The organism is Streptomyces sp. NPDC057445, from assembly GCF_042802855.1.
Taxonomy (GTDB): domain Bacteria; phylum Actinomycetota; class Actinomycetes; order Streptomycetales; family Streptomycetaceae; genus Streptomyces.
Genome location: NZ_JBHVDH010000020.1, coordinates 52,543 through 79,055 on the forward strand (window position 1 = coordinate 52,543; position 26,513 = coordinate 79,055).

Annotated in this window: 25 protein-coding genes; 11 read left to right on the plus strand and 14 right to left on the minus strand. The window is 71.8% G+C overall.

Translation table 11 applies throughout. The features are described from left to right. Window positions 1–9: 9 nt before the first annotated feature. Entirely contained in the window at window positions 10–339 is a 330-nt protein-coding gene (locus tag ACFU5O_RS29820; protein ID WP_384245225.1) for a hypothetical protein, read from the plus strand. A 94-nt stretch (window positions 340–433) separates the two neighbouring features. On the opposite strand, the gene ACFU5O_RS29825 is transcribed toward ACFU5O_RS29820, so the two are convergent. The 3 genes from ACFU5O_RS29825 to ACFU5O_RS29835 all read right to left on the minus strand — a co-directional run bounded on the left by ACFU5O_RS29825 (window position 434) and on the right by ACFU5O_RS29835 (window position 3,980). Further along, complete coding sequence (locus ACFU5O_RS29825) at window positions 434–1,261, minus strand: hypothetical protein (RefSeq protein ID WP_384245320.1); 828 nt, start codon at window positions 1,259–1,261, stop codon at window positions 434–436. A 302-nt stretch (window positions 1,262–1,563) separates the two neighbouring features. After that, on the minus strand, window positions 1,564–2,784 hold the full coding sequence (locus ACFU5O_RS29830; protein ID WP_384245226.1) for an acetyl-CoA C-acetyltransferase: 1,221 nt from the start codon (window positions 2,782–2,784) through the stop codon (window positions 1,564–1,566). A 182-nt stretch (window positions 2,785–2,966) separates the two neighbouring features. Beyond that, entirely contained in the window at window positions 2,967–3,980 is a 1,014-nt protein-coding gene (locus ACFU5O_RS29835; RefSeq protein WP_384245321.1) for an SGNH/GDSL hydrolase family protein, read from the minus strand. Between the two features lie 141 nt (window positions 3,981–4,121). On the opposite strand from ACFU5O_RS29835, the gene ACFU5O_RS29840 reads away from it, so the two are divergent. Next, window positions 4,122–5,510, plus strand: coding sequence for a cystathionine beta-synthase (locus ACFU5O_RS29840; protein WP_384245227.1), 1,389 nt, complete (start codon window positions 4,122–4,124; stop codon window positions 5,508–5,510). A gap of 254 nt (window positions 5,511–5,764) precedes the next feature. On the opposite strand, the gene ACFU5O_RS29845 is transcribed toward ACFU5O_RS29840, so the two are convergent. After that, window positions 5,765–6,202 carry a hypothetical protein gene (locus tag ACFU5O_RS29845; protein ID WP_384245229.1) on the minus strand — a complete coding sequence of 146 codons (438 nt, stop codon included), beginning with the start codon at window positions 6,200–6,202 and terminating at the stop codon, window positions 5,765–5,767. A 396-nt stretch (window positions 6,203–6,598) separates the two neighbouring features. Between ACFU5O_RS29845 and ACFU5O_RS29850 the strand changes: the two genes are divergently transcribed. After that, complete coding sequence (locus ACFU5O_RS29850) at window positions 6,599–7,438, plus strand: MurR/RpiR family transcriptional regulator (protein WP_384245230.1); 840 nt, start codon at window positions 6,599–6,601, stop codon at window positions 7,436–7,438. 456 nt (window positions 7,439–7,894) lie between these two features. Here ACFU5O_RS29850 and ACFU5O_RS29855 read toward each other — a convergent pair whose 3' ends face one another. The 7 genes from ACFU5O_RS29855 to ACFU5O_RS29885 form a co-directional block, all read right to left on the minus strand. After that, entirely contained in the window at window positions 7,895–8,269 is a 375-nt protein-coding gene (locus ACFU5O_RS29855; RefSeq protein WP_384245231.1) for a hypothetical protein, read from the minus strand. 26 nt (window positions 8,270–8,295) lie between these two features. Beyond that, complete coding sequence (locus tag ACFU5O_RS29860) at window positions 8,296–8,703, minus strand: roadblock/LC7 domain-containing protein (RefSeq protein WP_384245232.1); 408 nt, start codon at window positions 8,701–8,703, stop codon at window positions 8,296–8,298. A gap of 38 nt (window positions 8,704–8,741) precedes the next feature. After that, window positions 8,742–9,485: a transcriptional regulator gene (locus tag ACFU5O_RS29865; protein ID WP_384245322.1), complete on the minus strand. Its 744-nt coding sequence runs from the start codon at window positions 9,483–9,485 to the stop codon at window positions 8,742–8,744. Window positions 9,486–9,496: 11 nt separating this feature from the next. Then, window positions 9,497–9,901, minus strand: a complete 405-nt coding sequence (locus tag ACFU5O_RS29870; protein WP_384245233.1) for a hypothetical protein — start codon at window positions 9,899–9,901, stop codon at window positions 9,497–9,499. Between the two features lie 171 nt (window positions 9,902–10,072). Next, window positions 10,073–11,440 (minus strand): APC family permease, encoded by a 1,368-nt coding sequence (locus ACFU5O_RS29875; protein ID WP_384245234.1) that lies wholly within the window; start codon window positions 11,438–11,440, stop codon window positions 10,073–10,075. 179 nt (window positions 11,441–11,619) lie between these two features. Then, entirely contained in the window at window positions 11,620–12,090 is a 471-nt protein-coding gene (locus ACFU5O_RS29880) for an SRPBCC family protein (protein ID WP_384245236.1), read from the minus strand. Next, window positions 12,087–13,487, minus strand: a complete 1,401-nt coding sequence (locus ACFU5O_RS29885) for a diaminopimelate decarboxylase (RefSeq protein WP_384245237.1) — start codon at window positions 13,485–13,487, stop codon at window positions 12,087–12,089. Before ACFU5O_RS29885 ends, ACFU5O_RS29880 begins: the two co-directional genes overlap by 4 nt. A 105-nt stretch (window positions 13,488–13,592) precedes the next feature. On the opposite strand from ACFU5O_RS29885, the gene hutU reads away from it, so the two are divergent. From hutU to ACFU5O_RS29915, 6 genes are all read left to right on the plus strand, one after another. After that, entirely contained in the window at window positions 13,593–15,269 is a 1,677-nt protein-coding gene (gene hutU / locus ACFU5O_RS29890; RefSeq protein ID WP_384245239.1) for a urocanate hydratase, read from the plus strand. Between the two features lie 89 nt (window positions 15,270–15,358). Then, window positions 15,359–16,564, plus strand: a complete 1,206-nt coding sequence (locus tag ACFU5O_RS29895; RefSeq protein WP_384245324.1) for an allantoate amidohydrolase — start codon at window positions 15,359–15,361, stop codon at window positions 16,562–16,564. Continuing rightward, the gene (locus ACFU5O_RS29900; protein ID WP_384245326.1) at window positions 16,561–17,889 is read left to right on the plus strand and encodes a formimidoylglutamate deiminase; all 1,329 of its coding nucleotides are present in this window, start codon (window positions 16,561–16,563) and stop codon (window positions 17,887–17,889) included. The genes ACFU5O_RS29895 and ACFU5O_RS29900 overlap by 4 nt, the downstream gene beginning before the upstream one ends. 364 nt (window positions 17,890–18,253) lie before the next feature. Further along, window positions 18,254–18,901 (plus strand): hypothetical protein, encoded by a 648-nt coding sequence (locus tag ACFU5O_RS29905; protein ID WP_384245240.1) that lies wholly within the window; start codon window positions 18,254–18,256, stop codon window positions 18,899–18,901. Next, complete coding sequence (locus tag ACFU5O_RS29910) at window positions 18,898–19,560, plus strand: DUF5987 family protein (RefSeq protein ID WP_384245241.1); 663 nt, start codon at window positions 18,898–18,900, stop codon at window positions 19,558–19,560. The genes ACFU5O_RS29905 and ACFU5O_RS29910 overlap by 4 nt, the downstream gene beginning before the upstream one ends. Continuing rightward, the gene (locus ACFU5O_RS29915) at window positions 19,557–21,146 is read left to right on the plus strand and encodes an FAD-dependent oxidoreductase (RefSeq protein WP_384245243.1); all 1,590 of its coding nucleotides are present in this window, start codon (window positions 19,557–19,559) and stop codon (window positions 21,144–21,146) included. The genes ACFU5O_RS29910 and ACFU5O_RS29915 overlap by 4 nt, the downstream gene beginning before the upstream one ends. A 151-nt stretch (window positions 21,147–21,297) precedes the next feature. On the opposite strand, the gene ACFU5O_RS29920 is transcribed toward ACFU5O_RS29915, so the two are convergent. From ACFU5O_RS29920 to ACFU5O_RS29930, 3 genes are all read right to left on the minus strand, one after another. Then, the gene (locus tag ACFU5O_RS29920; protein ID WP_384245245.1) at window positions 21,298–21,885 is read right to left on the minus strand and encodes a Uma2 family endonuclease; all 588 of its coding nucleotides are present in this window, start codon (window positions 21,883–21,885) and stop codon (window positions 21,298–21,300) included. A gap of 49 nt (window positions 21,886–21,934) precedes the next feature. Further along, entirely contained in the window at window positions 21,935–22,846 is a 912-nt protein-coding gene (locus ACFU5O_RS29925; protein ID WP_384245246.1) for a hypothetical protein, read from the minus strand. Window positions 22,847–23,244: 398 nt separating this feature from the next. Then, entirely contained in the window at window positions 23,245–24,513 is a 1,269-nt protein-coding gene (locus ACFU5O_RS29930; RefSeq protein WP_384245247.1) for a hypothetical protein, read from the minus strand. Between the two features lie 305 nt (window positions 24,514–24,818). On the opposite strand from ACFU5O_RS29930, the gene hutI reads away from it, so the two are divergent. Beyond that, entirely contained in the window at window positions 24,819–25,988 is a 1,170-nt protein-coding gene (hutI, locus tag ACFU5O_RS29935; protein WP_384245249.1) for an imidazolonepropionase, read from the plus strand. A 321-nt stretch (window positions 25,989–26,309) separates the two neighbouring features. Further along, window positions 26,310–26,513: a hypothetical protein gene (locus tag ACFU5O_RS29940; protein ID WP_384245251.1), complete on the plus strand. Its 204-nt coding sequence runs from the start codon at window positions 26,310–26,312 to the stop codon at window positions 26,511–26,513.

Below are 26,513 nucleotides of genomic sequence, written 5' to 3' on the forward strand. Positions count from 1 at the left end.
GGTCGCGGAGTGCTTGATACGACACCTCTGACGACCGCCGTGGAGCGGATCGCCGACCGGTTGCGGGCCGCCCCGCAGAGCCGGCTGCAGCGTGGTGCTGCAGCCGAAGGTCTCGCGCTCGCAAGGGAGTTGGCGCTCCGGGCGCAGCGGCTCGAGACCCCGGACGGGGAGCCGAGGATCATGCCGGAAACGGGTGTTTTCGCGGTCGCGGACCAACTTGTGGTGGCGGCGACGGATTTGGCCGAGTCTCTGCGTACGACAGCGGCCTCGCCGGAGGACCTGGGCGAAGCCGTGGGATTCGTGGAGGAGGCGGGGGTGCGCCTCAGGGCGATGCTGTAGGCGGCTGCGGGGTCAGGGTCGGCCTGGACGGCCGCCGGGCGGTGGCGGTGGCGGTGGCTGCGGCTGTCGCTGCCGTGGCTCGGGGCGGCGCCGGCTAGAGCGAGGCGATGACGCGGTCCGCGAGGATGTAGACGTTCTCGCCAGAACCGCAGGAGAAGGTCAGGGCGTACGCGCCGGAGACGCCCGACCCGCCCAGCAGAACCGGCGTCTCACCGTTGCGCAGCGCCTCTGCGAGCCGCTCGGCCGTCTCCCGGTGGCCGGGCGTCATGCAGAGCGTCGTGCCGTCGGCGAAGACGTACACATCGAGGGTGCCGAGCGGCCCGGGGCGTACGTCGGCGAGCGCCGTGGCGGTCTCTGCGAGCTCCTCCAGCCGGGCCACGGTGCGCTCATGGTCGGTCACCACGGGTGTCTGGACGGGGACGAAGTCGGGATGCGAGGGGTGCCTGCGGCGGGCGGCGGCCAGCTCCGGGGAGTCCTCGGCGAACTCGGCGGGCGGCTCACAGAACTCGGGCAGCTCGGCCAGTGCGTCGAGCGCCTCGACGGCCTCCAGGTCCATCGCCTCGAGCCCCGCGAAGTCGGCCTGGCGGGGGATGAACAGCGGGGGGAGCTCCTCGCCGAGCCCGGCCGAGCCGCCGAGCAGCGTCGGGGCGTCCGCGGCGTCACGGGCCTCCTGGGCGGCCCAGAAGGCGCGCGCCTCGGCCAGCTCCCGCTCCCGCTCCTCGGCGAGCGCCTCGGCGACGGCCGCGCGTATCTCGTCGGCAGGGGCGGTGCGGGCCTGCGGCACGGCTGCGGCGAACAGGGCGGTTTCCGCGCTGTTCACGGCAGCCAGCTCCGTACGCAGGGCCGTGACCTGCTTGCGCAGCCCGTGAGCGGCGTGCAGGGCAGCGGCGCCCACGGCCGTGGCGGTGGCCGCGGTCAGCATGAGGGCGAGGGACATGGCGCTCACTGACGTACTCCCGGTTTCAATGGATTCCCCGACTTACTACATCAGCTTGTCGTGAGCCCGTGCCTGGTGTCAGTGCATTACGTCACGAAAGGGACAGGAAATTGGGGTTGATGTTTACCGCTCGAGCCCCAGTGACCTGGGGAAACGCATCTCCCCCAGGAGAAAGGTCACATCCTGGGGGAGATTAGGTCACGGCTGGGACGCGACGGGATTGGGAAAGCCCTTTCCGCGGGACGGGGTTCCGCTCGACCGGGCAGGTCAGCGGCCCGGCCGGGGGATCAGCTGAGGCGCTCGATCACCATGGCCATGCCCTGGCCGCCGCCCACGCACATCGTCTCCAGGCCGAACTGCTTGTCGTGGAACTGCAGGCTGTTGATCAGCGTGCCCGTGATGCGGGCGCCGGTCATGCCGAAGGGGTGACCGACGGCGATCGCGCCGCCGTTGACGTTGAGCTTGTCCAGCGGGATGCCCAGATCCCGGTAGGACGGGATGACCTGGGCCGCGAACGCCTCGTTGATCTCGGCCAGGTCGATGTCGCCGATGGTCAGACCGGCGCGGCTCAGCGCCTGCTTGGAGGCCTCTACCGGGCCGTAACCCATGATCTCGGGAGACAGGCCGGAGACGCCGGTGGAGACGATCCGGGCCAGCGGGGTCAGCCCGAGCTCGCGCGCCTTGGTGTCGGACATGATCACGAGCGCGGCGGCGCCGTCGTTGAGCGGGCAGCAGTTGCCGGCCGTCACCATGCCGTCGGGGCGGAACACCGGCTTCAGGCCCTGGACGCCCTCCAGGGTGACGCCGGCGCGCGGGCCGTCGTCCTTGCTCACGACGGTGCCGTCCGGGAGGGTCACCGGGGTGATCTCGCGCTCCCAGAAGCCGTTCTTGATCGCTTCCTCGGCCAGGTTCTGCGACCGTACGCCGAACTCGTCCATGTCCTGGCGGGTCACGCCCTTGAGGCGGGCCAGGTTCTCGGCGGTCTGGCCCATCGCGATGTACGCGTCCGGGATCAGGCCGTCCTCGCGCGGGTCGTGCCAGCTCGAGCCCTCGCTCGCGGCGACGGCCGCGGTGCGGGCCTCGGCCTCGGCGAAGAGCGGGTTGTGGGTGTCGGGCAGACCGTCGGAACTGCCCTTCACGGAGCGGGAGACCATCTCGACACCGGCCGAGATGAAGACGTCGCCCTCGCCGGCCTTGATGGCGTGCAGCGCCATGCGGGAGGTCTGCAGCGAGGACGAGCAGTAGCGCGTGACCGTGCAGCCCGGGAGGTGGTCCATGCCCATCTGCACGGCGACGATGCGGCCCAGGTTGTGACCCTGCTCCCCGCCGGGCAGGCCACAGCCGAGCATCAGGTCGTCTATGTCCTTCGGGTCGAGCTCGGGGACCTTGGCGAGCGCGGCCTGGATGATGGTCGCGGTCAGGTCGTCCGGCCGCAGGTCCTTCAGCGAGCCCTTGAAGGCCCGGCCGATCGGGGTGCGGGCGGCAGAGACGATCACGGCTTCGGGCATCACGGCTCCAGAGGGAAGTGCGGCTGTCAGGCAAGTCTGAGTGGGAAGTTACCCCTACGTATCGCGCGGGTCACCGTACGGACCGTGTGATGCGGGCCTCTTTTCTAAGCGCTCGCTTACGGAGCCGGGTTCGGCCACGCCGCCCGTGCGGGGCGGCGCGGACCATTCGTCCCGTTCCGGGGTCAGTCGGAGCCGTGCAGCTCGGCGGGCCAGGTGTCCGCCGTCGGCGCCGCGAGCTTCGTGGGGACAGAGGTCGGCAGACGCCGCCGCCTGCGGTGCTTGAGGAGGGCCCAGGGGGCGCGGGCGCCCGTCACCTCGGTGCCCGCCTCGCTCGCCGCCTCCGCCGCCGCCTTGGCGACCGGCAGCATGCCCTCGTGGCGGCCGGCGTCGAGCCGGTCGGACTCCGGCCAGAGGCCGAGCACCGCGCAGAGGGTCGGCAGGACCGCCATCGCCGCCGTCGCGTAGCCCTCGGCGGAGGGGTGGTAGTTGTCGGGGCCGAAGAGTTCGCGCGGGTTCGCCGCGAACTCCGGGCCCAGCAGGTCGCCCAGCGAGACCGTGCGGCCGCCCTGTTCCACCGCCACGATCGTCTGCGCCGCCGCGAGCTGGCGCGAGACCCGGCGCGCCAGCCAGCGCAGCGGCTGGTACACCGGCTCGATGGTGCCGAGATCCGGGCAGGTGCCCACCACCACCTCGGCGCCCGCCGTGCGCAGCCGTCGCACGGCCGCCGACAGATGGCGCACCGACTGCGTCGGCGGCATCCGGTGCGTGACGTCGTTCGCGCCGATCATGATCACGCAGACGTCCGGGGTCCGCCCCGGATCCAGCAGCGCCCGGCCGACCTGCCGCTCCAGATCGTCGGACCTGGCTCCCGGCTCCGCCACGATCCGCAGTTCCACGGGCCGCTCGGCCACGGCCGCGAACCCCGAGGCGAGCAGCGCCCCCGGTGTCTGCCCCGCCCGCCGCACCCCCTGGCCGACCGCGGTCGAGTCACCCAGGAGGACAAGCCTCAGCGGCTCCGACGGGCCGTACGACGTTCCGTACAGCCCGTCCGGGTGCGGCGGGAGCGGGGCGGTGCCACCGCGCACCGACCGTTTCGCCAGCTGCACCTCGGCCAGCACCACACCCACCGCCGCGGCTCCGAGCAGGCCGATTCCGCCGCCGCCGTATGCCGCGCCCGCCGCGATGCGCCGCGCCACCCTTGCCCTCGACACAGTCCCAGCCACCTTCCGTAGCCGCGCCGTCATACAAGAGCTAACTGCCCCGTAACGACCGTCGCCCAATCTCGCTCCGGTGCGCATACGCTGGCGGGACCACTACGGAGATCCCGGAGACTTACGGTGCAATTCCACGACTCGATGATCAGTCTGGTTGGCAATACCCCGCTGCTGAAGCTCAACAGCGTGACAGCGGGCATTCAGGCGACGGTTCTCGCCAAGGTCGAGTACTTCAACCCCGGCGGCTCGGTGAAGGACCGCATCGCGCTGCGCATGATCGAGGCCGCAGAGCAGAGCGGAGAGCTCGAGCCGGGCGGCACGATCGTGGAGCCGACCAGCGGCAACACCGGCGTGGGCCTCGCCATCGTGGCCCAGCAGAAGGGCTACAAGTGCATCTTCGTATGCCCTGACAAGGTGTCCACGGACAAGATCAACGTCCTGCGTGCCTACGGGGCCGAGGTCGTCGTCTGCCCGACGGCGGTCGACCCCGATCACCCGGACTCGTACTACAACGTCTCGGACCGGCTGGTGCAGGAGACGCCGGGTGCCTGGAAGCCCGACCAGTACTCCAACCCCAACAACCCGCGTTCGCACTACGAGACCACCGGTCCCGAACTGTGGGAACAGACTGAGGGGAAGATCACCCATTTCGTCGCGGGTGTGGGCACCGGCGGCACGATTTCCGGCACCGGCCGCTATCTGAAGGAGGCCAGCGGCGGCAAGGTGCGGGTCGTCGGCGCCGACCCCGAGGGGTCCGTCTACTCCGGCGGCTCCGGCCGGCCGTATCTCGTCGAGGGCGTCGGTGAGGACTTCTGGCCCACCGCCTACGACCCGAACGTCACCGACGAGATCGTCGCGGTGTCCGACAAGGACTCCTTCCAGATGACCCGCCGCCTCGCCAAGGAGGAGGGCCTGCTGGTCGGCGGCTCCTGCGGCATGGCCGTCGCCGCGGCGCTGCGCGTCGCCGAGGGGCTCGGCCCGGACGACGTCGTGGTCGTGCTGCTCCCGGACAGCGGGCGCGGCTACCTCTCGAAGATCTTCAACGACGAGTGGATGAACGACTACGGCTTCCTGGACCAGGCCGGCGACGAGCCCCGGGTCTGCGACGTCCTGGAGCACAAGGAAGGCGGGCTGCCGTCGCTGGTGCACATGCACCCAGAGGAGACGGTCGGCCAGGCCATCGACGTCCTGCGGGAGTACGGCGTCTCCCAGATGCCGATCGTGAAGCCGGGCGCCGGGCACCCGGACGTCATGGCCGCAGAGGTCATCGGTTCGGTCGTGGAGCGGGAGCTGCTGGACGCGCTGTTCACGCAGCGGGCCTCGCTGAACGACCCGCTCGAGAAGCACATGAGCCCGCCTCTTCCGCAGGTCGGCTCCGGTGAGCCGGTCGGCGACCTGATGTCCGTGCTCGGCGTGGCGGACGCGGCGATCGTGCTGGTCGAGGGCAAGCCGACGGGCGTGGTGAGCAGGCAGGACCTGCTGTCCTTCCTCGCCCGGAGCGAGAGCAAGTAACGACGCAGCAGCACGAGAGGTTCGTGCGCGGGGACCGCCGCACCCCCGGTGAGCCGGGGGGCGGGACGACGGCGGTCCCCGCGAGGGACGCGGTCCGGGTCAGGGCCGGCCTCACGTCCGGGCGTCCATGGAGGTCCGGGAGCCGCTCCGGAGGTCCTTGACGCCGACACCCATCAATGTGCAGGACGTGTGTTAAGCGTGTGCTGCGCCAACGTGTCGCGCTCGTACCACTTTTGCGAAGCTACGGTCCACCCTCAGTAATCCTGGCCGGACTTCTCGTGGGGGCCGGGGCGTACGCGGCCCAGGGGCACGCGGTCGTGGAAGGCATGGACCGCGTTGACGCCGACGATGCCCGCCCAGGCGACCAGCAGGCCCTCCAGGCCGGCGTGGGCCGCGCCGATCGCCGACAGCGGCACGGCGAGGATCATCGTGACGATCCCGAAGCCGAACCGCTCGCCGAAGTTCTCCGCAGAGGCCTTCCCGGACCGCCCGGGACGCCCGCCCCTTGCGGCGGTCACCTGCTGCTCCGCCAGATGCCGCCGTACGCGGCGGTCGATCGTGGTCTCCATGTGCTGCTCGACCTTCTCCAGGAAGGACTCGATCAGCACGGACTCGTACTCCGTGCCCAGTTCGCGGCGGGCATGGAGGGTGGCGTCGAGCTCCTTGGTGAGCTCATGGTCGCTGGCTTCCATGCCGCCCACGGTAGGGAGCGGGGGCGGCGGTGTCGGTGGGGCTGGCCCCCCTCTTCGGGGTCCCACCGGGTATCGCCCGGGGCACGGGGTGGAGTTGATGACCCCGGTACGGCCGAGGCGGGCGGGACCGGCTTCGTCCCCTACGGCGCGATGGCGCACGTGGACGCGACCCCCGGCGCCTGACACGGTGCGGCAGCGCGACCCGCACCGCCATGGTCCCGGATGTGCCGTGCACCCGCGCCCGGGCTCTGCGCCGAAGGCCGCCGAGGAGTGGGGACTCCTCGGCGGCCTTCACTCTTCCTGTTCCTCCCCGGCCGCCTTGCCTGGCTGCATACACTCATGCAGAGTTCTATGGAACTGAATGGATGGGCCGGTGTACCGAGGACGGGGGACGGCATGAGCGAGACCAGCCCTGCCGCACGACTGCAGCAGCTCTTCGAGGGGCACCGGCTCACGCCCACCCAGCGCCGTATCGCCCACTGCATGGTGCGTCGCGCCGGCGACGTGGCGTTTCTGTCCAGCGTGGAACTGGCCGAGCTCGCCGGGGTCAGTCAGCCCTCCGTCACCCGCTTCGCCGTCGCGCTCGGCTTCGACGGCTACCCGGCGCTGCGCCGCCATCTGCGCGAGGTCGCGCCCGCCGAGCCGGCCACGGACAAGGACGCGTTCAACGAGTACCAGCAGGCCGTCCACGCCGAGATCGAGAATCTGCGGCACCTCGCCGAGATGCTGGCCGACCCCGCCCCCGTCGAACGGGCCGGCCGGATCCTCGCCGCCTCCCGCCCGCTCCCGGTCCTCGGTCTGCGCGCCGCGTCCTCCCAGGCCCGCGGGTTCACGTACTTCGCGTCCAAGGTCCATCCGGACGTACGCCTCCTCGACGAGGGAGGGACGATGCTCGCCGACCGTGTCGACGCCGCCCGCCGCGCGGGGGCGAGCGCGCTGCTGTGCTTCGCCCTGCCGCGCCATCCGAAGGAGGTCGTGGAGGCCCTGGCCTGTGCCCGCTCGACCGGGCTGAAGGTCGTCACGGTCGCCGATTCGGCCTTCGCTCCGGTCGCCGCCCACAGCGACCTGCTGATCCCGGCCGCGGTCGGCACGGGCCTCGCCTTCGACACGGCCTGCGCGCCGATGCTGCTGGGACGGGTGCTGCTGGAGGCGATGTGCGACGACCTGCCGGACGCCCAGGCGCGGCTGGAGGAGTTCGACGTACGGGCCGCGGAGCGGGGTCTGTTCGTGGAGTAGGCGTGCTGCCCCACAGCAGGCGACGCCCAGGTACGGAAGGCGGCCGGGAGGCGGCCGGGAAGCTGTCGGGAAGCGGCCGGGGGTGCGCCGGCACCGCCGACGCACCCCCTTCCCCATGAAGACCTTTTCGCGCACCCGTGCCGCGAGGCGTGCCCTGTCGCCGGAAGGCGCACGGGGCCGGCGGGCCGTCACTGCATGCCGCACGGGATGCCGACGGGGCAGCCGGACCGGGCAGCCGAACCGGGCAGCCGGACCGGGCTGTACGCCGGGAGGTGCGCCCTCGTCGCGGCGGTTGCCACCGGGCGCTGAGGGCGGAGCGGCAAGGGGGCGGCCCGAGCCGGGGGGCGGTCCGTGCGTGCCCTGGTGAAGGTGAAGGATCACCGGACGACATCGGCCCGGACGCCGGCGACGCCGCGCCCCGTGGGGCGCGGCGCCGCTGAGGAAGGCGATGGCGCGTCAGACCTCGAGTTCCGCCTCGATCTTCCGCAGCTGGTGGCGGGCCATCGCCAGGTTTGCGCGCTTGACGTCGAGCGCCAGGTACAGGAACAGGCCGTTGCCTCCGCGCGCTTTGAGAAGGCGGATCAGGTGGTACTGCGTGCCGAGGCTGATGAGGATGTCCTCGATCTCGTCCTGGAGACCCAGCATCTCCATCGCGCGCAGCTTCGCGCGCACCACGTCGGTGTTGCCCGCGGCGGCGACCGTCAGGTCGAGATGTTTGCCGCCGCCCAGTGTGCCGAGTGCCATGCCGCTGGTGTAGTCGACCAGGGCGACGCCGACGACGCCCTCGATCGAGGCCATCGCTTCCTTGAGGGCGGTTTCGGTGTTGGCCATGGTGGTGCCTTTCGTTTTCGATGGACTCATCTGGGTTGTGTGGTGTTCGGGTCGAGACGGTCGAGCGCGCCGTCGACGAGCTCGCCTATGCGCGCGCCGGTGCGGCGTGCTTCGAGATGCAGCCGGCCGACGTTGACGCGTGGCTCCGCGGTGACGGTGAGCACGGCGGCGACCCCGGCCGCGTACGTCGCCACATAGCCGCGCTCCCCCCGCACGAGCAGCTCGCGGAAGCCGCCCTGCCCGGTGGCCTCGGTGAGCCGGACCGCGACGCCGAGGGCCGCCGCCGTGAGCGCGGCGACCGTCTCGGCTTCCGCGTCCGGGGTGTCCCGTGCCAGTACGAGGCCGTCCACGCTGGCTGCAAGGGCACCGGTGAGCTGCGGTAACCGGGTCCTCAGCCTGGTGAGTTCGTCGAGGACACCGGGGCTCGCGGTCATCAGCTGTCTCCTCTCGGCGCGCTGCCTCAGCGTGCGCATCACAGCGTTGCCTCCAGGGCGTCGCGGAGTCGGCGGAGCAGGGCGATGTCGGGGTCCGCGGACATCTCCATGACCCGGGCGACATCGGGTGGCGGTACGGGCGGGGCGGCGGTGGCGGGGGTTTCGACGAGGCCGGCCGCGGCCAGCCGGCGGACGTCGATCAGGGTGTGGAAGGCGGGGCGGCCGAGGGCCCGTGCGATGTCGCCGGGAGTCCGTACGCCGTCCGCCAGGTCGAGCACGGCGCGCTGGCGGGGGGCGGCCCGGATTCCGGGTGCCCGCGGGGCGGGCACGACGGGCGCGGTGTCGGTCTCCGGGTGTGCCCAGAGCCGGTCGAGGAGCGCCCGGCGTCTCAAGGTCTCCCGTTCGACGGCCTCTGCCGCCACGGGTCTCACCGGCCCTATCCAGTGGGCGACGCCGTAACGGAAGCGGGAGGGCCCGCTGCTGGGGGCCAGTGCGAAGAACGCGGCGTCGAACAGTGCACCGAGGTGGCAGATCTCCAGCTCGCCGCCGGAGAGCCGGCCGCTGTCGACGAGGTAGCGGCCGACCCTGCCCAGCGCCCCGGCCTCCCGGAGGGCCTCCGTCCAGCCGTCCGCGCGCAGCCGCCCGGCGGCGGTCAGCAGGACCTCGATCCCGGGGGCTGCGGGGCTCTCGGCGTGCACCACCTGGCCGTCGATGAGGTAGAGCGTGCCCCGGTCCCGTAACAGGGCGCCGGTGGCGCGCTCGGAGGCGAGCCGCAGCAGCATCGGGGAGACGGTCACTCCAGCACCAGCCGCTCCGTCAGTTCCCGCATCCGCAGCCGTGCGAGGGCGAGATTTCCCTCGGCGCGGTCGAGCCATAAATGCAGGAGCACGCTGCTGTCAAAGCTCGTCTCCACGAAGCGCAGAACGTGATAGCACGTACGGGTGGTGACGACGAGGTCCTCGACGGGAGGCGTCTTGGCGGGGCCGTCCCGCAAGTCGTCGGCCGCCGGGGCGAAGGTCGGGTGCTCGGCCGCCATCCTGGCCAGCTCGGCGGTCTCCGTGGCGGCGGTCTCGTGGTCGTCGCCCGCGGCGTCCCCGACCGTGCCGAGGGCGAGTCCGCTGGTCCAGTCGACGAGGGCGGCGCCGCGCACTCCCGGCAGCCGCATCGCGTGCAGCAGACACTCGTCGATTCCGGGCACGCGGAATTCCCCCTCCAGTACGTGTGCGAACGACTCGGACGTACGTCCGTAGTCACGAGGTTACGGTCCGGAGTGGCCCCTGGTGGGAGTTCTGGCATTTTCCATCGGAACATGCCTGTGGTCCGATAAGGTCCGCCGAACGCCGGCCGGGCGTGCCACTCGTGGCGTGGCTCAGCCTCGGGTCACCTGCTCCTCGTGGCGGAGCTTCATCCACACCCTGTTGACACCCCACAGGGCGATTCCGATGGCGAGCAGTACCCCGGCCCGGATGTAGACGTCCGCCGCCCGGTCCGCCAGCGGGCTGGCGAGGATGACGGACGTGATCGCGCCCAGTACCGGCAGGACCGTCGGGGTGCGGAAGTGGGCGTGCTCGACGCGGTCCTTGCGCAGCACCAGGACCGCCACATTGACCACGGTGAAGACGCAGAGCAGCAGGAACGCCGTGGTGTCGCCGAGTCCCTGGATCTCCCCCGTCAACACCAGGCCGATGCTGAGCAGGGTGACGAAGGCGATCCCGGCGACGGGTGTCCGCCGCTTGGGCAGGACCTTGCCCATGCCGGGTGGCAGGACCCTCTCGTTGGCCAGGCCGTAGCAGAGCCGGGAGGCCATCATGATGTTGATCAGTGCCGAGTTGCTGACCGCGAAGAGCGCGATCAGCGCGAACAGCTTCGGCGGGAAGCTGACCCCGCCCACCTTGACGACCTCCAGCAGCGGGCCGCTGGACCCCTCCAGCGTCTGGTGGTCGACGAGCAGCGAGGACACCAGGGCGACCAGCACATAGATCGTGCCCGTGACGGCGACGCCGACGAAGATCGCACGGGGGAAGGAGCGGACCGGATCCTTCGTCTCCTCGGCCATGTTGACCGAGTCCTCGAAGCCGACGAAGGCGAAGAAGGCGAGCGCCGTGGCGCCCAGCACGCTCGTCATCAGCGCGTATCCCGAGCCGGATGCCTGGAACTCGCCCAGCCGTGAGGGCTCCCCCCTGCCCTCCAGCACCGCCCAGGCCCCGATCGCGAGGACCACCAGCAGGCCCGTCAGCTCCACAAAGGTGAAAACCACATTGGTCTTCACGGACTCCGAGACACCGCGCAGCGCCAAGGCTGCCAGGGCGAGGATGAAGAGGACCGCGATGAGCGTCGGAGGGACGGCGTCCGTGAGTTCCTGGAAGTAGTCACCGCCGAACGCCCGGGCCGCCGCGCTTGCCGACGACAGCCCCGAACACATCACCATGAAGGCGACGATGAAGGTGAGGAAGGGGAGTTTGAACGCCCTCTGCGTGTAGAGCGCGGCGCCGGCCGCCTTCGGGTACTTGCCGACGAGCTCCACGTACGACGCCGCCGTCAGGAAGGCGACGACGAAGCCGATCAGGAACGGCAGCCACAGCGCGCCGCCGACCTTTCCCGCGACCTTGCCGGTCGTGGCGTAGATGCCGGTGCCCAGGATGTCGCCGATCACGAAGAGGATCAGGAGTTTCGGGCCGATGGCCCGTTTGAGCGACGGCTGGTGCTCCGGTGCTTCCGTGGAAGCGGATGTGGCCATGAGACACCCTTCCCGTCCCGCGTCCCGTCCCTTTCCGGGGCTGCCCCCGGTGGGAAGCTTCCTGCCCGGATGGCCCCGGGAGATGCCTGCGGTCGGGTCCGGATGGGCCGTACGGGCGGTGGTGTCGCCCGTACGAGGTGCACGGACGCACCGTACGTTTGAGGAGGTCCCGAGCGGATTCAGCCCCGCCCGTCGGCGCCCTCCACCGAGGCGGCGACCTCGGCGAGGTCCTTCGCGATCGCCTTGCTCACGGCCCCTGCGCCCAGGCCGCCGAGGACCTTGGCGAGCACGCCCATGACACCACCGGGCGGGCTGGCGGAGAACGTCATCCGCACCGTGGTGGTCACCGGTCCGACGGGCAGCAGCTCGAACTCCGAGACGTAGCGGGTGCCGTGGGACTCGGCCTCCACGACATACCGCTCGGGCGGCTCACTCGCCGTCACGTACATCTCCTCGGTGGCTTCCTTGCCCAGCATCCGCCGGGTCTCCCGCCATCGGGTGCCGACCCGGAAGCCCCCGTCGGTGAGGACCTCGACCTTCTGCACCCCGCTGAGCACGCGCTCCATGCCCTCGAGGTCGGTCATGGCCTCCCAGACGCGCTCGGCGGGCGCGGCGATCCGGCGTTCGACGACGACAGTTCTGCTTGTCATGGATCCATGGAAGCACCGGGGTACGACAATCGCCCGTCATCGCCCGTGGTCCCCGCTGCCGCAGGATCGCCCTCCGCCCCCGGTTCCAGCAGCGCGTCCGGATGTGCCCCGCCGGACTCCGCGACGATCTCGTCCATGGTCTGTGCGTCCCGCACGGTCATGAAGCGGACCCCGCCGTTCCCGTCGGCGCGGAAACCGTGGACGGCGGGGCGGGCGAGGCTGTTGTACGCGTAGTGGCTCGTGAAGTAGTACGCCCCGGTGTCCAGGACCGCCACCACATCGCCCTGCGACAGAAGCGGCAGAGCCCGGGCCTCGGCAAGGAGGTCCCCCGCGAAACAGGCGGGCCCCGCGACGTCCTGGACGACGTCGGGCCCCGTCCTGGGACACCCCTTGTCGTCGTACGCGGCGACCCGGACCGGCCACGAGGCCGGGTCGTACACGGTCCGTGCCGCCACCTGGGCGCCCGCGTGGGTGATCGCGATGGGCCGGGACCCCGTCGTCTTGGTGTACTCGACGCGGGCGAGGATCGTGCCGTGCCTGGCCAGCAGCGACCGGCCGAACTCGGTCACCAGGCCGTACCGGCCGTCGAACAGCCCCGGGATCTCACGCAGCAGCAGCCGGGCGTAGTCGGCGAAGGCCGGAGTGTCCTCGTCGGAGGTGAAGTTGACGGGCAGTCCGCCGCCGATGTCGAGGGTGTCGATCTGCTGCCGCCCGGCGGCTGCGTTGATCTCCTCCGCCAGGTCGTACACGGCCCGTACGCCCTGGACCATGAGGTCGAGTGACAGCCCCTGCGAGCCCGAGTGGGTGTGCAGCCGGGTCAGCCACGGCCGGTCGAGATACGCCCGTACGACCCGGTCACGGGCGCCCTCGTCGCGCAGGGCGAGACCGAACTTCGACGTCGGGGTCGCGGTGGACAGCGCCCCGATGGCTCCCGCGCCGATCTGTGCGTTCACCCGCAGACCCAGGGGCGAGGTGGTGGGCGAGGAGGCGACCAGCGCGTCGATGCGGTCGAGCTCCTGCGGATTGTCGGCGTTGACGGCGATCCCGAGGGCGAGGGCCGTACGCAGCTCGGCCTCGGTCTTGGCGGGGGAGTCCAGCACGGTCCGCCCGGGCGGTACCCCCGCGGCGCGGGCCAGCGCCAGCTCGCCGGGGCTCGCGACCTCCGCACCGATCCCCTCGGCGCCCAGCAGCCGGAGCACGGGCACGAGAGGGGCCGCCTTCACGGCGAAGGCGTGCAGGACGGGGGCCGTGGTGACCTCCTGGAAGGCGGCCCTGAGCGCGGCGGCGGAGGCGCGGATGCCGGCGATGTCGAGGAGGGCGACGACGGGCTCGCTCCCGCTGAGCAGACCTTGTTCCACGGCCGCTCGTACGGCCTGATCGCGACGCTCTGAAGCCATGCCGTCCAGCCAATCATCACCGGTCGCCCGACGCAGTGGTTGACTGAAATTATTCAGCACGCAAGGATATGAATAGAAGAGTCAACGTCGCGAGGAGGCATCGGCATGTCTGGACCCCGCCCCGTACGGGCACCGCGTGGCACGGAACTGAACGCCCTTGGATGGCAGCAGGAAGCCGCGCTGCGCATGCTCCAGAACAACCTCGACCCGGAGGTCGCCGAGCACCCCGACAAGCTCGTCGTCTACGGCGGCACGGGCAAGGCGGCCCGTGACTGGCGCTCGTTCGACGCCATGGTGCGCACCCTGAAGACCCTGAAGCAGGACGAGACGATGCTCGTCCAGTCGGGCCGCCCGGTGGGCGTCATGCAGACGCACGAGTGGGCGCCGCGTGTGCTCATCGCCAACTCCAACCTGGTCGGCGACTGGGCGAACTGGGAGGAGTTCCGGCGGCTCGAGGCCCTCGGACTGACCATGTACGGCCAGATGACGGCCGGCTCCTGGATCTACATCGGCACCCAGGGCATCCTGCAGGGCACCTACGAGACCTTCGCGGCGGTGGCGGCCAAGCTGCATTCGATGGGTAAAGGGGTCAACGGCACCCTGGCCGGGACGATCACCCTCACCGCCGGTCTCGGCGGAATGGGCGGCGCCCAGCCGCTGGCCGTGACGATGAACGACGGCGTCGCCATCTGCATCGACTGCGACCCGCGCGCGATCGAGCGCCGTATCGAGCACCGCTACCTGGACGTACGGGCCGACTCCCTGGACCACGCCCTGCAGCTCGCCGTCGAGGCCCGCGACGCGCGCCGCCCGCTCTCCATCGGTGTCCTGGGCAACGCGGCGGAGCTGCTGCCGCAGCTGCTCGCGATGAACGCGCCGATCGACATCGTCACCGACCAGACGTCGGCGCACGACCCCCTCTCGTACCTGCCGACCGGTGTCGACTTCGACGACATGGCGTCGTACGCGGCCGAGAAGCCGGCGGACTTCACCGTACGGGCGCGGGAGTCGATGGCGAAGCACGTCGAGGCCATGGTCGGCTTCATGGACGCGGGCGCCGAGGTCTTCGACTACGGCAACTCGATCCGCGGCGAGGCACAGCTCGCGGGGTACGACCGGGCCTTCGCGTTCCCCGGCTTCGTGCCTGCGTACATCCGGCCGCTGTTCTGCGAGGGCAAGGGGCCCTTCCGCTGGGCGGCGCTCTCCGGTGAGGCCTCCGACATCGCGAAGACCGACCGCGCGATGCTGGAGCTCTTCCCCGAGAACGAGTCCCTGGCCCGCTGGATCAAGATGGCCGGCGAGCGCGTCCACTTCCAGGGCCTGCCGGCGCGCATCTGCTGGCTGGGCTACGGCGAACGCGACCGCGCGGGCGAGCGCTTCAACGACATGGTGGCCTCCGGTGAGCTGGCGGCCCCGCTCGCCATCGGCCGTGACCACCTGGACTGCGGGTCCGTGGCGTCCCCGTACCGCGAGACCGAGGCGATGCTCGACGGCTCTGACGCCATCGCCGACTGGCCGCTGCTGAACGCGATGGTGAACGTGGCGTCCGGCGCGTCGTGGGTGTCGATCCACCACGGCGGAGGTGTGGGAATGGGCCGCTCGATCCACGCGGGCCAGGTGACGGTCGCGGACGGCACGAAGCTCGCGGGCGAGAAGATCCGGCGGGTGCTGACCAACGACCCGGGCATGGGCGTCATCCGGCACGTCGACGCCGGTTACGACATCGCCGAGTCGGTGGCCGAGGAGAAGGGCGTCCGCGTCCCGATGCGGGAGGAGTCGTGACCGCCTCCGGCGATCCGGTCGCGGGCGGGCGGCCAGCGACCGGCGATCCGGGCGAAGGCGGCCGGCCCGCGACCGGTTCCTTCCACGAGATGTGGGCCGGGCTCGCGCCCATCGGGCGGAACCCGGACAGCGGTGGCTACCGCCGCTTCGCGTGGACCGGCGCCGACGCCGACTGCCGGACCTGGTTCCAGGAGCAGGCCGAGGCGCGCGGGCTCTCCTACGAGACCGACCGCAACGGCAACCAGTGGGCCTGGCTCGGTGCCGCGACCTACGAGGACGTGTCCGCAGGGGACGCCGTCGTCACGGGCTCGCACCTCGACTCCGTCCCCGACGGCGGCGCCTTCGACGGCCCCCTCGGCGTCGTCTCCGCCTTCGCCGCCCTCGATGAACTGCGCCGCAGGGGAGCGGAGTTCAACAGGCCCCTCGCCATCACCAACTTCGGTGACGAGGAGGGCGCCCGCTTCGGTCTCGCCTGCGTCGGCTCCCGGCTCGCCGCCGGGCAGCTGACGAAGGCGCAGGCGTACGAACTCCGCGACGCCGACGGCATCACGCTGCCGCGGGCCATGGAGGCGGCCGGATACGACCCGGAGGCGATCGGCCCGGACCCCGAGCGCCTCGCCCGCGTGGGCGCGTTCGTCGAGCTGCACGTCGAGCAGGGCCGCGCCCTCGACCTGTCCGGTGACACCGTCGGTGTCGCGTCCGCCATCTGGCCGCACGGCCGCTGGCGGTTCGACTTCCGGGGCGAGGCCAACCACGCCGGCACCACCCGGCTCGCCGACCGCCGCGACCCGATGCTGACGTACGCGGAGACCGTCCTCGCCGCCCGCCGAGAGGCCGAGCTCGCGGGCGCGGTCGCCACCTTCGGCAAGATCTCCGTCGAGCCGAACGGCGTCAACGCCATCCCCTCCCTGGTCCGCGGCTGGCTCGACTCGCGCGCCGCCGACCAGGCCACCCTCGACGCGGTCGTCGCGGCCGTCGAGCAGGCCGCGAAGGACCGCGCCCAGCGCGACGGTGTGGACCTCGCGGTGGTACGGGAGTCGTTCACGCCGGTCGTCGAGTTCGGTCATGCCCTGCGCGACGAGATCGGCACCCTGCTCGGCGGGCGGGCGCCGCTGCTCGGCACGGGGGCGGGACACGACGCGGGAATCCTGTCCGCCACCGTTCCGACCGCCATGCTGTTCGTACGGAACCCGACGGGCGTCTCGCACTCCCCGGCCGAGTACGCGGCCGAGGACGACTGTGTCGCCGGGGTCCTCGCACTCGCCGACGTACTGGAGGGCCTCGCGTGCAGATGACCTACTGGCTGGAGTACGCCTGGCTCGACACGAACGTCGAGCCGGGCGTGGCGCTGGAGGTGGCCGACGGCAGGATCACCGCCGTACGGACCGGGGCGGAGACGCCGGAGCCGGGTGCCGTCGTGCTGCGCGGCCTCACGATCCCGGGACTCGCGAACGCCCACTCGCACGCCTTCCACCGCGCCCTGCGAGGGCTCGTGCAGGTGGGCTCGGGGACCTTCTGGACGTGGCGCGAGTTCATGTACCAGGTCGCGTCGCGGCTGACGCCGGAGTCGTACCACGCCCTGGCACGGGCGGTGTACGCGGAGATGGCACTGGCCGGGGTCACGGCGGTGGGCGAGTTCCACTATGTCCACCACGCCCCCGGCGGCACGCCCTACGCCGATCCGAACGCCATGGGCGAGGCGCTGATCGCCGCGGCGGCCGACGCGGGCATCCGGATCACCCTGCTCGACACCGCGTATCTGTCGTCCGGCTTCGGGCAGGCCCCGAACCAGCACCAGCTGCGCTTCTCCGACGGCACGGCCGACGCCTGGGCCGAGCGGGTGTCGCAGCTCAAGGACGGCGAGACGGTGCGCATCGGCGCGGCGATCCACTCCGTACGGGCCGTTCCCGCCGGGCAGTTGTCGACGGTCGCCTCCTGGGCCTCCTCCCGCAGCGCCCCCCTCCATGTCCATCTGTCGGAACAGACGGCGGAGAACGACGCCTGCCTCGCCGCGCACGGCTGCACCCCGACCCGGCTGCTCGCCGACCACGGTGTGCTCGGCCCGCGCACGACGGGGGTCCACAACACCCATCTGACGGACGAGGACATCAGGCTGCTCGGCTCGAGCGGGACGGGCACCTGTATGTGCCCGACGACCGAACGGGACCTGGCCGACGGCATCGGTCCCGCGGTCGCCCTCGGCCGGGCCGGCTCCCCGCTGTCGCTGGGCAGCGACAGTCATGCGGTCATCGATGTGCTCGAAGAGGCACGGGCGATGGAACTGAACGAGCGCCTGCGCTCGCGCACCCGCGGTCACTGGACGGCGGCGGCACTGCTGCGGGCCGCCACGGCGGACGGCCACGCGGCCCTCGGCTGGGACGCCGCCGGCAGCCTGGAGGCGGACGCCCTCGCCGACTTCACGACCGTCGCCCTCGACTCGGTGCGCACGGCGGGTCCGCTGCCACGACTCGGCGCCGAGACGGCGGTCTTCGCGGCCACGGCCGCGGACGTGCGGCACACCGTCGTGGCGGGTCGGCACGTGGTCCGGGACGGGGTCCACACCCTGGTGCCCGATGTGCCGTCGGCGCTGGCGGAGGCGATCGGCGCGCTGCGGGGCTGACGGCCCCGAACGCCCGCCCTCGGAGGGACCTGGCCGGTTCGTGCTGTTCCGGCCGGGTCCCTGCCCGTTTCGGCGGCCACGTGCGCCGCGGCGCGGAGGCTCAGTGGATGAGTCACTGACCCAACCCTTTACTGGCCGGTAATCATGCCCCACCCTGTGGGTGTGCCGGGCCGCTCCCTGACCCGGCATCAGCAGGCCGTCATGCCCACGCGCGTACGCGGCTGCTGTCCCCGCACCTGTGCTCCGCCCGGAAACCGCCACCCGCACCCGGAGCGGCCGTGCTCCCCCTCGCAGTTCGGCCGGCCGCTCGTCGAGGAAGGCAGGAATCGTCTTGTCCGGATCGCATCGCGTTCGTAGATCTGTCATGCACCTGGCAATCACCCTGGGGGTGTGTGCGGCGGTCCTCGTTCCCGGCACCGCCGCCGCATCCGTGAACGAGCGCTCCGTGAACGAGCGCTCCGTGAACGAGCGCACGGGGTCAGGGGCAGCCGCCGGCAGCGCCGCCCCCGTCACCTCCCGCGTCGGCCCGTTCACCGAGCCCGGCTTCGCCGCCGGCTGCCCCTGGCACCGCTTCGGCGAGGGCGAGATCCCGCCGTGGTGGCTGATGTTCCGCGATCCGCTGTGCGTGGAGTACAACAAGCGGGACATCACCTTCGACAACGGCGGCGCGCTGCGCTTCCTCGTCGCAGAGCCGTCCCGCTTCGCCCTCGCGATGGTCACCTGCCGCTACTACCAGAAGGACCACTGGAGCGTGCAGACCACCACCGGCTCGACGCCCTGGGTGACCTGGGACGGCCAGTACTGGTGGGACAAGACGCGGCAGCGGGCCGGCGCGCACCTGACGAACTTCCGCATCCACGGCAGGAGCGCCGGCATCGGCGACGCCGTCGCCGCGCTGCGCACCACGTTCCCCGAACTGGCGGATGTGCTGGACGACTACGGCCAGGACGCGGGCGAGACCGGACTGACCGTGTCCCTCCCCTTCGACCTGCGCTGTTCCCTGGCCGGGTGAGCACCGTGTCCTCGCTCGACCGGAGGGCGGTCCTCAAAGCTCTTGCCGCCACAGCCACCGCTCTGGCCGCCGGTCAGCTAGCGGCCGCCCCCTCGGCGGCGGCCGAGACCGTGGCGGGGTGGACGGTGCAGACGATGGAGGCCTTCGCCGACACCCTGATCCCCGGCGAACGCCGCTTCGCCGGGGACCTCCCCGTCGCCGGAGCCGTCAGCGGTCCGGGAGCCGTACAGGCGGGCGTGATCAAGGCGCTCACCTCGCCCGAACTGCCCCTGGCTCCCCTGCTCCCCGAGATCGCCGCCCTGCTCAACACCCGGGCCGTCGTCTACGCGGCCGGCCGTCTGATCCTGCTGCCGATCACCTCCCCCGCATTCGTCGGCCTGTCCTTCCGCCACCGCACCACCCTCGTCCGGGGACTCTTCGGACCCGAGGACCCGGACCGTGTCATCTGGCAGATGCTCAGCCTGCTGACCGGCCTCGCCTTCGACACCGCGGCCCACCTCGACACCCGCCAGGCAGTGACGGCCGGACATCCGGGACTGGCCTGGCTGGGCTTCCCACCGCCGGGACCCGACGGCCTGTGGCGCTTCCCCGACCACTCCTACGGCAGGGCCCTCGCCGCCCTGCACCCCGCCACCACCCCATCGGGGAGCCCCGCATGAGCATCAACACCACCGATGTCCTCGTCATCGGCAGCGGCTTCGGCGGAGCGATCCCCGCGTACCACCTCGCCGCGGGCGGCGCCCGCGTCACCGTTCTGGAGCGCGGACCACGCCTGGCCGCTGCCGACTTCGCCCATTCGATGCAACTCGGCACGTACAACCGGATCGTCGACGTCATCCGCGGCGACGGCATCGCCGTCGTCGCGGGCAACTGCGTCGGCGGCGGCAGCGTCGTGTACTTCGCCGCCTCCCTGCGAGCCCCGTCCTTCGTCTTCGAACGCCGCGGCAGCCTGGGCAGGCGCATCTGGCCGGCCTCCCTGACGCGCGCCGCGCTCGACCCCTGGTACGACCGCGTCGAAGAGGCGCTCCCGGTCACCCGCACCGGCTGGCAGGACGTCTCCTACGCGGGCGGCGTGCTCGCCGCCGCCTGCCGACGCGCCGGCCACAGCTGCAACCCCGTCCCCGTGGCCGTCGACACGGCGCGGTGCACGAACTGCAACTGGATGCTGTCCGGATGCCGCTTCGACGCCAAACGCTCGATGCTGCTCAACTACCTGCCCGCGGCCGAGGCCCACGGGGCGACCGTCCTGCCGCTGCACGAGGTCCAGACCGTCGCCCCGTCCCCGGTTCCCGGCCACCGCTATGCCGTCTCCTACACGGTCCTCGACCCCGACGACTACAGCTGCACCCTGGAGACCGGCACCATCCACGCCAAGGTGGTGGTCGTCGCCGCCGGAGCCGTCGGCACTCCTGTCGTCCTCCAGCGCTCCGCAGTGCTGCTGGGCGGCGTCCCGGGCGCGGTGGGACGGTACTTCTCCGGCAACGGCGACCGTGTCAGCGTCGCCGACGTGGACGAGAACAAGGTGCGCACGCTGCTGGGCCTGTCCCGGCCGGACGGCGTCGCCTACGAGGGGCTGCCGATCGGCCGCCCGATCACGGCGGCGACGTTCGACCACCTGGACGCGAAGGCACCCGAGTACAGCCGGTTCATGCTCCAGCAGATCTACTTCCCGACCCTGACCAATGTGCTCGCCCAGGCCGCCGACCCGCCGCACTGGTTCGGCATCCCCGGCCGTGACCTGCGCGCCCGCTGGAAGTCCTGGCTCACCCTGCTCGCGATGACCGAGGACGACAACGAGGGCATCTTCGGCGCGGTGCCGCTCACCGGCAGCTTCACCCGCCTCGCACCCGGCCTCGGCCTCGGCACCATGACCTACCGCCCCAACACCCGTACCCGCGGCGGCTGGCAGAAGGCGGAGACGGCACTGCGCGGCATCCTCGAGAAGGACGGCCTGGCCCGGGTCCGCCCCTGGAGCGAGGACGTCGCCGGTTCCGTGACCGCCCACCCGATCAGCTCGGTCCGCATGGGCGACAGCCCCGACATCAGCGCGCTCACCGACACCAACGAACTGCGCGGCCACCCGGGCCTGTTCGTCACCGACGGCTCCGCGGTCCCCACCTCCCTGACCGTGAACCCGTCCCTCACCATCGCCGCCCTCGCCGAACGCGCCACGCCGACGATCGTCGAGCGCGCGGTGCAGGCAGGGGTTCAGGTCCGATACGGGGCGCCGCTGCCGGTGCCGTGACGTGGTCCCCTGGCGCGGTGCCCTGACGTGGTTCCCTGGCGCGGTTCCCTGAGAGGCGGCCTCGGCCGCACTCCCCGGCGGCCGTGGGCCCGGGCGGGCGTCACGGGCGGGCGTCCCGGGCCGTGCACGCTGCTCGGCCTTGCCGGTGGGCTCAGGCGTAGCGAGGCAGGTTGTCGGTGGAGATGGTCCAGTCGGCGATGGTGACGTCCTCGCCGTAGACGAAGTCCTTGCGGGTTGCGTAACGCGGTCCGTCCGGGGTCCGGTGGATGTCGGACAGGACGGCCCCGGAACCGGTGCGCGGGTCGAAGATGACGTACACGGGGATCCCGAGCAGCGGATAGTCCCGCATCTTGCCCACCCAGTCGTTGTCCGGGCTGGTGCGGGACACGATCTCGACGGCGGCGACGAGGGTGCGCGGATCGAAGGATCCCTGGACCTCCATGTCGGCCTCGGCGATCACCATGATGTCGGGGTGGCGCATGATGCCCTCGGGCTCGTCCTCCACGTCGGGCGTGCCGGTGTGGGCGAGGATCTCGTCCGGCATCACCTTCTCGAGGCGGCGGCTGACCCGGGCCGCGGTCAGCTCGTGGGGACCGACGGGCGCCATCATGTCGTGGACAATGCCTTCTTTGGTGATCTCGAACTTGCCAGGAACCGTGTCGTCCAGGGACTGGAGGCCGTCGCGCATCGCCCGGTACCGGAAGGTGTCCCGTTGTGCTTCGTCCGGGGCGACGGCCATCGTGCTCGCTCCTCGTCTGTGCCCTGGGGCCCGAGTCATCACCTTCATGCTAGGTGGCCTCCTTCCGGGTGGTACGGCAGACGCGGCACCGGCCGGGCTGCGGCGCACGGAAGGCGCGGTCGCAGACGTCGCAGTTCTGGAGCAGGTCGGGGCGTGGTGGTGCCGGGCTTGTCGGCAGCGGCGGGGGCAGGAGCGCCGTGACGCGGTGGGCCAGGAAGCCGGCCGGGTGGTGCAGGGGCTCGGGTGGCAGGCCGGTGGTCAAGGCGCGGCGTACGGCGTCGGGGTGCGTGCCTCGTTCCAGCCAGGCCGCGACGGCGGGGGTGAGCCGCTGGACGTCCCGTTCGGCGAGGGTCAGGCGCGGTTCCTGCTCGCGCAGGCCGGTGAGCAGGTCGGCGGCCGTGCGGTGGAGCGCGGGGGCGTATGCCGTGGGGGAGGGGAGCGGCGGCCGTGGCGGCGCCGCGGGCGCGGGCGGCACTGGTACCGGTACCGACGCTTCTGTTCGAGCTGGTGGGAGCGGTGTGGCAGGCATCTTCGGGGCCGGTTCCGGGCTGCTTACGAGGCTGGTCCCGCCTGCCGCCTCACGGGCGCGGCGGGCGGCGGTGGCGGCCGGGTTGTTGTACGCGTACGTGAACGTCGTCCAGGTGCCGTCGTCGAGCCGCTGCCGTACGCGCTCGATGTAGCCGTGCTTCTCCAGCTCGCGCAGTGCCGCGGCGATGCGGTCGCGGCCCTCAGGGAGCTTCTGGGCCAGCGTGCGGATGTCCACCGGCGATCCGTCCCGCAGGGACTGGATGTGGACGGCGAGCCCGATCGCGGTGCACGACAACTCGCGGTGCTGGGCGAGGTGGTTGCCCGTGATCGTGTAGCGGGACTCGTGGGCCTCGGTCACCTTGACGACACCGCGAGGCGCTCGGCGAATCGGGTACCCGGCGTGCCGGGGCGCGTTAAGCTGCGTGACAGCCATCGGGAAGGTCCTTCTTCCTTGGTGGTGAGGCCCTCGTTCGGGATGCCAGTCCCGGCCGGGGGCCGTTGCATGTGCCGTGGCATATGCGCGAGTTGGTCGGTGCCGACCCTGCCCTGAACATCTCGCCGGAATCCAGCGCTCCGGGTCAGGATCACTCGCGTGAGTGACCCGGGGAGGTCGCGGCCAGTACGGCGAGGTGGGGTTGGTTTCTCTTCCCCTGGTTCTTGGGTCTTTTGGCGCCTGCGCCTCCGGCGGCCGGGGCCTCCGGCATACGGGTCTCCGGGCTTCGGCGGCCGGGCCTCCGGCGAGGCGGAGCCGGACACCGGATTCAGGCCCGGTGCGGGATTCGGACCGGTGCCCGATGCAGGCCCGGTGCCGGATTCGGGCCGGTGCCCGATTCAGGCCCGCCACCACCGGCGACGCACCAGCGCCGGCACCCACGGCGCGACGCCCAGAACGACCAGCACCGAGATCAGCGGCAGCCGCCACCACCACGAGAGGCTTGCCGGAGGCGGTGAAGGAGCATCCGCCACCCAGGGCCGTGCGGTCTTCGACCACGCAAGGAAGGCGTCGCCGATCGGTATCAGCCCGAAGGCGTACCGCTTGGTCCACGGAGTGTCGACCGGCAGCCCCAGCAGTTCGCTGTAGTTCGTCAGTCCCTCGGCGAGCGCTGCGTCCCCGTGGACCTGGGCCGCACCCGCGGTGACCACGGACGCCGACAGGCTGACGCCGAGCGGGAGCGGGCCGGAGTCGACGTCGGCCGGACCGTCGGTGCCTTCCGGGTACTCCCGCACGGTGGGTCCGAGGCCGAGCGTCGTGACGACGTACCGGTCGCGGAAGCGCAGGTACTGCTCAGCGGCGAAGTCCGGGTCGATGTCGACCAGGAAGCGCTGGATCATGCTCTGTGAGGTGGCCCTGGCCACTTCGGCCGGGGCGCCGGTGTCGAGGTCGACGCGGTGCGGGAGCAGGCCGGTACGCGGATCGAGCCGCTCGCGTACGCCCCGCAGCCAGCGGTCGGCCGTCCCGGCGAAACGGGGCGGGAGCAGCGTGTCGTGGAGTCGCAGCGATGCCATCGCCACCGTGGAGTCGACCGGCCACGCCTGGCCCGGGTACGCCGCCAGGTACGGCGTCCTCGAGGCGTCGAAGGCCGCGCCGAGTGCCGCGGAATCGTCGGCGAACCGGCGCAGCTCGGCCGGGTCGCGGTGGGCGGCCGGTTGCAGGCTCAGCACCCCGCCGCGCAGCCAGTTGGACCAGCCGCGGTAGAAGACGCCGTACGACGGGACGAGGTCCGCGCTGAACGGGGCGCGACCCGAGGGTGAGTCGAGCCGCTCAAGCGCCCACCGCGCCTCGCGCAGCGCCTCCGACCGTTCGCCGGCCGGTTCGCGCATCCCGAGCTCGACCCAGGTCAGGCCGTACAGCGCGTGCAGGAAGAAGTACCCCTCGGGGAACAGCTGCTGAGCCTCGTCACCGGCACCGTCGTCCAAGGCCGCGCGCAGGAACGACAACTGTCGCTGGACGCCTGCCGGTTCGCCGTCCGTACCCGCGGTGGCGGGCACCACCAACCGCACCACGCCCACCAACGCGCAGATGCTGACGACACCGGCGATGATCCGGCGCGACCACCGCAGGGCCTGGCGCAGTCGTCCTGCTGATCGAGTCCCCCGCATGCGCCCGACCCTATAGACGACGGCGCGGCCCCGAGAGATCGGGACGCGGCCTCCGGCGACGCTAGGCGCCGCCACCGGCGGGCGCCTGTTGCAGGCCGGTCGATGGGCCATTCGGCCGCGGCGGTCGCGGCGCCCCCGGGCTCCGGCGGTCGGCCCGCTGCGGGGAGCGGGGCGATGGCGTCGCCACCGTTGAGCCGGCGCCCGGCGGGGGCGGGCGAGCAGTGGCGGCACCCCCCTGTGACAGCATGAGAGCGTCAAGGTCTGCCCCTGGCCGTAGGGGGACGGAACCCCACGGGAGAGGAACCATGACCAGCACCGTCATCACCAACATCGGCGCCCTCGTCACCAATGACCCCGCGCTCGGCAACGGGCCCCTCGGGCTGATCGAGAACGCCGCCCTCGTCCTCGACGGCGACACCGTCGCCTGGGCCGGCCGTGCCGCCGACGCCCCCTCCGCCGACGAGGCGTACGACGCCGACGGCCGTGCCGTCATCCCCGGGTTCGTCGACTCCCACTCGCATCTCGTCTTCGCCGGTGACCGCACCCAGGAGTTCAACGCCCGCATGTCCGGCCGGGCCTACTCCGCGGGCGGCATCAGGACCACGGTCGCCGCCACCCGGGCCGCGAGCGACGCGGAGCTGGAGGCGAACCTCACCCGGTACCTGGACGAGGCCCTGCGCCAGGGGACCACGACCTTCGAGACCAAGTCCGGATACGGGCTGACCACCCACGACGAGGAGCGGGCGCTGCGGATCGCGGCGCGGCACACCGAGGAGGTCACCTACCTCGGCGCCCACGTCGTGTCGCCGGACTACGCGGACGACCCCGCCGCCTACGTCGCCCTCGTCACGGGCGAGATGCTCGACGCCTGCGCGCCGCACGCCCGCTGGGTGGACGTGTTCTGCGAGAAGGGCGCCTTCGACGGGGACCAGGCCCGCGCGGTCCTCACCGCGGGCATGGCGAAGGGCCTCACCCCGCGTGTGCATGCCAACCAGCTCACCTACGGCCCCGGCGTCCAGCTCGCGGTCGAGCTCGGCGCGGCCAGTGCCGACCACTGCACCCACCTCACGGACGAGGACGTCGACGCGCTCGCGAACAGCGACACCGTCGCGACCCTGCTCCCCGGCGCGGAGTTCTCCACCCGCGCGCAGTGGCCGAACGCCCGCCTGCTCATCGACGCGGGCGTGACCGTGGCGCTGTCCACCGACTGCAACCCGGGCTCGTCCTTCACGTCCTCCGTGCCGTTCTGCATCGCGCTGGCCGTGCGCGACATGGGGATGACCCCGGACGAGGCCCTCTGGTCCGCGACGGCGGGCGGCGCCACGGCCCTGCGCCGCACCGACATCGGCCGCCTCACCCCGGGCGCCCGCGCCGACCTCGCGCTGCTCGATGCCCCGTCCCATGTCCACCTGGCGTACCGGCCGGGCGTTCCTCTGGTCAGCGAGGTCTGGCGCCGCGGCGAGCGGCTGACCTGAGCCTGAGGTGGATCAACGGTCCTCTTCCTCGCGCATCTGCTGCAGAACCTCGGACAGCTTCGACGGCGCGCCCGGCCCCGGTCGATGAGTTCGTCGGCGTGCTGCTGCAACTGCCGGATGGGAATGCGAGTGTTCGTACACCGACGCTAGGGGCCATGTTTGGCGGCCACTACGCATGTGCGGAGAAGCAGAGCGGTACCCCGCCCAGTTGCGCGCAACGGACGGTTGAGGCCGTCGCCTGGGCAATCTCGCGCAACCAGCAGCCACGCTTCGTCCGCCGGCGACATGCTGGTGCCCCAACCAGCCAGAACGGAGCACCCCATGACGCTCAGGTTCATCGGTACCACGTCCGAGCACGGCAACTGCCCCACCCTGTACGAGGTCGAGGAGACCGGAGACATCGTCGTTCAGGGCGATCGGCTCACCGACCCCGAGCACCTCGCCCAACTGCGCGACGTGGGCGCCGGCGAGACCTTCGTCGTGATCCCTCGTGAGCTGCTGACCCGCTTCGCCCCCAAGGAGTGA

What these genes read in the sequence shown, in the direction of transcription:
- ACFU5O_RS29940 (WP_384245251.1), top strand. Translation starts at nt 26,310, where the DNA reads ATGACGCTCAGGTTCATCGGTACCACGTCCGAGCACGGCAACTGCCCC.
- hutU (WP_384245239.1), top strand. Translation starts at nt 13,593, where the DNA reads ATGTCTGGACCCCGCCCCGTACGGGCACCGCGTGGCACGGAACTGAAC.
- ACFU5O_RS29865 (WP_384245322.1), bottom strand. Translation starts at nt 9,485, where the DNA reads ATGCTGCTGCGGCTCGCCTCCGAGCGCGCCACCGGCGCCCTGTTACGG.
- ACFU5O_RS29885 (WP_384245237.1), bottom strand. Translation starts at nt 13,487, where the DNA reads ATGGCTTCAGAGCGTCGCGATCAGGCCGTACGAGCGGCCGTGGAACAA.
- ACFU5O_RS29920 (WP_384245245.1), bottom strand. Translation starts at nt 21,885, where the DNA reads ATGGCCGTCGCCCCGGACGAAGCACAACGGGACACCTTCCGGTACCGG.
- ACFU5O_RS29880 (WP_384245236.1), bottom strand. Translation starts at nt 12,090, where the DNA reads ATGACAAGCAGAACTGTCGTCGTCGAACGCCGGATCGCCGCGCCCGCC.
- hutI (WP_384245249.1), top strand. Translation starts at nt 24,819, where the DNA reads ATGACCAGCACCGTCATCACCAACATCGGCGCCCTCGTCACCAATGAC.
- ACFU5O_RS29850 (WP_384245230.1), top strand. Translation starts at nt 6,599, where the DNA reads ATGAGCGAGACCAGCCCTGCCGCACGACTGCAGCAGCTCTTCGAGGGG.
- ACFU5O_RS29845 (WP_384245229.1), bottom strand. Translation starts at nt 6,202, where the DNA reads ATGGAAGCCAGCGACCATGAGCTCACCAAGGAGCTCGACGCCACCCTC.
- ACFU5O_RS29875 (WP_384245234.1), bottom strand. Translation starts at nt 11,440, where the DNA reads ATGGCCACATCCGCTTCCACGGAAGCACCGGAGCACCAGCCGTCGCTC.
- ACFU5O_RS29915 (WP_384245243.1), top strand. Translation starts at nt 19,557, where the DNA reads ATGAGCATCAACACCACCGATGTCCTCGTCATCGGCAGCGGCTTCGGC.
- ACFU5O_RS29825 (WP_384245320.1), bottom strand. Translation starts at nt 1,261, where the DNA reads ATGCTGACCGCGGCCACCGCCACGGCCGTGGGCGCCGCTGCCCTGCAC.
- ACFU5O_RS29830 (WP_384245226.1), bottom strand. Translation starts at nt 2,784, where the DNA reads ATGCCCGAAGCCGTGATCGTCTCTGCCGCCCGCACCCCGATCGGCCGG.
- ACFU5O_RS29900 (WP_384245326.1), top strand. Translation starts at nt 16,561, where the DNA reads ATGACCTACTGGCTGGAGTACGCCTGGCTCGACACGAACGTCGAGCCG.
- ACFU5O_RS29925 (WP_384245246.1), bottom strand. Translation starts at nt 22,846, where the DNA reads ATGGCTGTCACGCAGCTTAACGCGCCCCGGCACGCCGGGTACCCGATT.
- ACFU5O_RS29930 (WP_384245247.1), bottom strand. Translation starts at nt 24,513, where the DNA reads ATGCGGGGGACTCGATCAGCAGGACGACTGCGCCAGGCCCTGCGGTGG.
- ACFU5O_RS29895 (WP_384245324.1), top strand. Translation starts at nt 15,359, where the DNA reads ATGTGGGCCGGGCTCGCGCCCATCGGGCGGAACCCGGACAGCGGTGGC.
- ACFU5O_RS29855 (WP_384245231.1), bottom strand. Translation starts at nt 8,269, where the DNA reads ATGGCCAACACCGAAACCGCCCTCAAGGAAGCGATGGCCTCGATCGAG.
- ACFU5O_RS29905 (WP_384245240.1), top strand. Translation starts at nt 18,254, where the DNA reads ATGCACCTGGCAATCACCCTGGGGGTGTGTGCGGCGGTCCTCGTTCCC.
- ACFU5O_RS29860 (WP_384245232.1), bottom strand. Translation starts at nt 8,703, where the DNA reads ATGACCGCGAGCCCCGGTGTCCTCGACGAACTCACCAGGCTGAGGACC.